Below are 4,053 nucleotides of genomic sequence, written 5' to 3' on the forward strand. Positions count from 1 at the left end.
CTCGTCCACCCCGCCCGGCTCCCCGTCCCCGGCGGTCTCCGCGTACTCCACCGGGCAGGTGCGCTCCTCGCCTCCCTCGCGTGTCAGCACCAGTGCCGTCGGCCTGCCCCCGCTCCCGCCGAAGTACCGGCCCGTGAGTTCCAGCGGGGCCCCCTCCGTCCCGCCGGTCCGGTGCCCCTCGGCCCGGGCTCGCAGGCGCGACACGGTCAGCCGGAGCCGGCCGCCCCGGTAGTCGAGCACCGCCCGCCGCCCGCCATCCAGGTCGTGGACGAGCGGCTGGTCCGCGCCGGCGTCCGGGGCGCGCACCGCCACCCGACGTACCGCCCCTGGCGCGGCGAGGACCAGGCCGACCAGCCAGCCGCCGTCCGCCGTCGCGGGCAGCCGGTCCGGGTCCAGGACCATCTCGAAGCCCGCGTGGTCGTAGCCGTGCAGCTCCTGACCGGAGTTCACCGTCGCCTCGGGCGCGGACACGGAGCGCACCGGCACCGGCCGCACCTGCCGGCCCCGCTCCGCCCGGACCATCCCCACGGTGAGCCGCTGCCTGGCCGAGGCGGCGGGGAGGTTGCGCAGATACGCGTACCCGCGCAGCCGCAGCCTCCCGTCCGCACCCCAGCGCGCCTCCAGCAACCGCGCCACGGCGGGGACGTCCGTGCGCGCGAGCCGGGCGCTCGCGCCGCGCACCCCGGGGTACACCGCCCGCCGCCGCCCCGGCAGTCCCTCGACCGCGAACGTGCCCGCCCCGTTGGCCCGTTCGAAGGCGAGGACCGCCAGCAGCTCCTCCAGGCGCCGCTCCCGCACCAGCGACCACTTGACGCGCAGCTCCACCGGCAGCCCCTCCAGCGCCCCGGGTCCCGCCCGGTCGACGAAGGCCCCGGCGCCCTCCAGGAACGCCGCCCGGTACGCCTCGCCGCCCATCGGCAGCCCGTCCAGGAAGTACCCGAAGTCATCGCGCAGACAGGAGGCGTCGTACGCCCGCCGCTGCGCCGCGTCCCGGCCGCCCAGGAACGCGCTGACCTGCTCGCACGCGGCGATCCGGTCCCGTACGCCCGTGACGTCCGTACGCCGCCGGGTGATCGAGCCCTCCCGCACCCGCCAGTAGTAGACGTGCTCGTGCAGGACGTCGACGGACCGGGCGAGATGGTGCGCGGGGATCATCACCGGGGTGTCCTCGTACAGCTTCCCCTCGGGGAAGGAGAAGGCGTGTCCCTCCCAGAAGGAGCGGCGGAACACCTTGTTCCACGCCACCCGGTCGGCCAGCAGGCGCGGGTCCCGGGTGATGTGGGTGCGGGGCCGGGTGGCCGTCAGCCAGCGGTACTGCCACGCCTGCTGCCGCCCCTGCCCCGTCAGCCGCCACACGTTGCCGGTCGCCAGATCGGAACCGGTCGACTCCAGCGACGTCGTCATCCGCTCGTACGCGTCGTGCACGACGATGTCGTCGCTGTCGGCGAACGCCAGATAGGGGACGGTGGGGGTGGTGTGCCGGACGCCGGTGTTGCGGGCGGCGCTCAGGCCGGCGTTCCGCTGCCGCACCAGCCGGAAGCGGCTGTCCCGGGCGGCGAACTCCGCCGCGATCCGGGCGCTGCCGTCCGTCGAACCGTCGTCGACCATGACCACCTCGATCGCTTCGAGGGTCTGGTCCGCCACCGACCGCAGGCAGTCCGCGAGGTAGCCCTCGACGTTGTGGACGGGGACGACGACGCTGAGGAGGGGTGGCAGTGGTGGCTTCATGTCCTGGTCAACAGGGGGCGGGTCCCGGGGTCACCGGCGCTGACCCGAACGGGTGAACGCGGCTCCTCGGCCGTCCCGGCCCGCGATTACGCTCGGCTGCCATGCCCACCCGAGCTTCCGTGAAGCGGTTCGTGCGCCGCCAGGCCATGCGGGCCGCCTACCGCACCGACCTGCACCGCCCGCTCGACCCGGACCTCGCCGTCTACGGGGCGTACTGGAACCGGGGCGTGGCCTGCAACCCCGCCGCGATCCACGCCAAGGCCCGCGAACTGGCCCCGCACATCCGGGGCGTGTGGGTCGTCTCCTCCCGGCACCGCGACCGGATGGAGCCGGGCGTGCCGTACGTCATCGAGGGCTCGCGCCCCTACTGGCGGGCCATGGCCACCGCCACCTATCTGGTCAACAACTCCAGCTTTCCCGGCGGCTTCACCAAACGGCCCGGTCAGCGCTATCTCCAGACCCACCACGGGACCCCGCTCAAGACCATGGGGCTGGACCAGCGCGCGTACCCCGCCCTCGCCCGGAAGACCGACTTCGGCAAGATCCTCGCCCATGTCGGCCAGTGGGACTTCAGCCTCTCCGCCAACCCGCACAGCACCGAGGTCTGGGACCGCGTCTACCCCGGCGGGTACGAACGGCTCGACCTCGGCTACCCCCGCAACGACGTCCACGCCACCGCCACCGCCGAGGACATCGCGAGGATCCGCGCCGGACTGGGCATCGCCGAGGGGCAGACCGTCCTGCTCCACGCCCCGACCCACCGCGACCACCGCGACGGCTTCGTACCCGATCTCGATGCGGAACGGCTGGCGCGCGAACTGGGGCCGCAGTACGTGGTGCTGGTCCGCGCCCACTACTTCTACGGGCGGTCCGCCGGAGTCGGCGCGACGGGCACGGGGCGGGTCGTCGACGTCACCGGGCATCCCCGGGTCGAGGAACTGTGCCTGGCCGCCGACGCGTTGATCGCCGACTACTCCTCCCTGATCTTCGACTACGCCTGCCTGGACCGCCCGATCGTCGTCCACGCCCCCGACTGGGCCGCCTACCGGGCCACCCGCGGTACGTACTTCGACCTGCTCTCCGGACGGCCCGGCGACACCCCCGGCCCCGTCACCACCACCCCGGCCGGGCTGGCCGACGTGTTCCGGACGGGGGAGTGGCGGTCACCGGAGGCGGCCGCGCTGCGCACCGCGTTCCGGGAGCGGTTCTGCCCGTACGACGACGGGCGCGCGGCGGAACGCGTCGTACGGCGGTTCTTCGCCCCGTCCCTGTGACGCGGGGCCCCGCCCGGCCGGCCCGGCGCGTCCCGCCACCCGAATGGCTCAAGGTGGCCCGCCCGTGCCGATTCCTCCGCGCCGCACGGTCGTTGTGCCCAACAGCTCGCACACCCCGCCATGTTGGGAGACGTCCATGCACCGGTCCGCCTACGAGCAGATGGAACTCTGCATCAAGGAGTATCTGCCCGTCGAAGGGCCCGCGTCCCGCAACGGCTCCGGCGGGGACGGCGTCTACCGCGTCGTCGACCTCGGGTCGCGCGTCTCCGGCAAGCAGACCCGTACCCACCGGGCGCTCCTCGCCGGCCACCCCATCGACTACTTCGGGGTCGACGTGCAGGACGGCCCCAACGTCGACGCGGTGATGAAGAAGCCGTACCGCATCCCCGCCCGCTCCAACAGCGCCGATGTCGTGCTGTCCGGGCAGGCGTTCGAGCACATCCCGTTCTTCTGGGCGTCGATGCTGGAGATCGCCCGGATCCTGAAGCCGGGCGGACACGCGTTCATCACCGCGCCCTCGCGCGGCCACGTCCACGACGCTCAGGACTGCTGGCGCTACTACCCCGACGGTTTCCGCGCCCTCGCTGCCCACTCCCGGCTCGAACTGCGCGAGGCCTACACCGACTTCCCGCCGCGCAAGGGCATCTGGCACGACTACCGGGCCATCGACCGGAAGGCCGCCTACTGGGGCGACTCCGTCGGTGTCTTCCGCAAGCCGGCCCGCTACCCGCGTCTGACCATGTTCGCCGTACGGGAGCTGGCGGTGTGGTGGGCCAACCGGGTCGGCGGCGTGGACGGCGTGCCGCTGCCCCGGCCGCTGGACGGCCGTGAGGCGTGCGGACGCCCGGTGACCGTGCCCGCGCAGGAGCCCTCACTCGCACAGGACCCACCCCGATCAATGGCAGGTTGACGAAAGGTGACATGCGGCGCAAAGCGCGCGTACTGTCCCGGGGCATGGCTTGGCGCAACGCCGTCAACGGCGTCCTTCAGCAGCTCACCGGATACCAGCTCAGGCGCGTCACGGTGCCCGCCGCCCGCACCGCCCCCGCTT

Annotated in this window: 3 protein-coding genes and 1 pseudogene; 3 read left to right on the forward strand and 1 reads right to left on the reverse strand. The window is 73.5% G+C overall.

Annotation, left to right across the window (positions count from 1 at the left end; translation table 11 throughout):
* Positions 1-1,728 (reverse strand): glycosyltransferase (locus HET64_RS37310; protein ID WP_215111672.1); only part of this gene is annotated, 1,728 nt, incomplete at its 3' end.
* Positions 1,729-1,829: 101 nt separating this feature from the next.
* On the opposite strand from HET64_RS37310, the gene HET64_RS37315 reads away from it, so the two are divergent.
* The 3 genes and pseudogenes from HET64_RS37315 to HET64_RS39475 form a co-directional block, all read left to right on the forward strand.
* A complete protein-coding gene (locus HET64_RS37315; RefSeq protein ID WP_215111673.1) occupies positions 1,830-3,002 on the forward strand; it encodes a CDP-glycerol glycerophosphotransferase family protein in 1,173 nt (390 codons plus the stop codon).
* Positions 3,003-3,138: 136 nt separating this feature from the next.
* Positions 3,139-3,912: a methyltransferase domain-containing protein gene (locus HET64_RS37320; protein ID WP_215111674.1), complete on the forward strand. Its 774-nt coding sequence runs from the start codon at positions 3,139-3,141 to the stop codon at positions 3,910-3,912.
* A gap of 11 nt (positions 3,913-3,923) precedes the next feature.
* Positions 3,924-4,053: pseudogene (locus HET64_RS39475) on the forward strand (methyltransferase); the annotation flags it as partial.

It is taken from the genome of Streptomyces sp. McG3 (assembly GCF_018619185.1).
Lineage (GTDB): Bacteria > Actinomycetota > Actinomycetes > Streptomycetales > Streptomycetaceae > Streptomyces.

What these genes read in the sequence shown, in the direction of transcription:
- HET64_RS37315 (WP_215111673.1), top strand. Translation starts at nt 1,830, where the DNA reads ATGCCCACCCGAGCTTCCGTGAAGCGGTTCGTGCGCCGCCAGGCCATG.
- HET64_RS37320 (WP_215111674.1), top strand. Translation starts at nt 3,139, where the DNA reads ATGCACCGGTCCGCCTACGAGCAGATGGAACTCTGCATCAAGGAGTAT.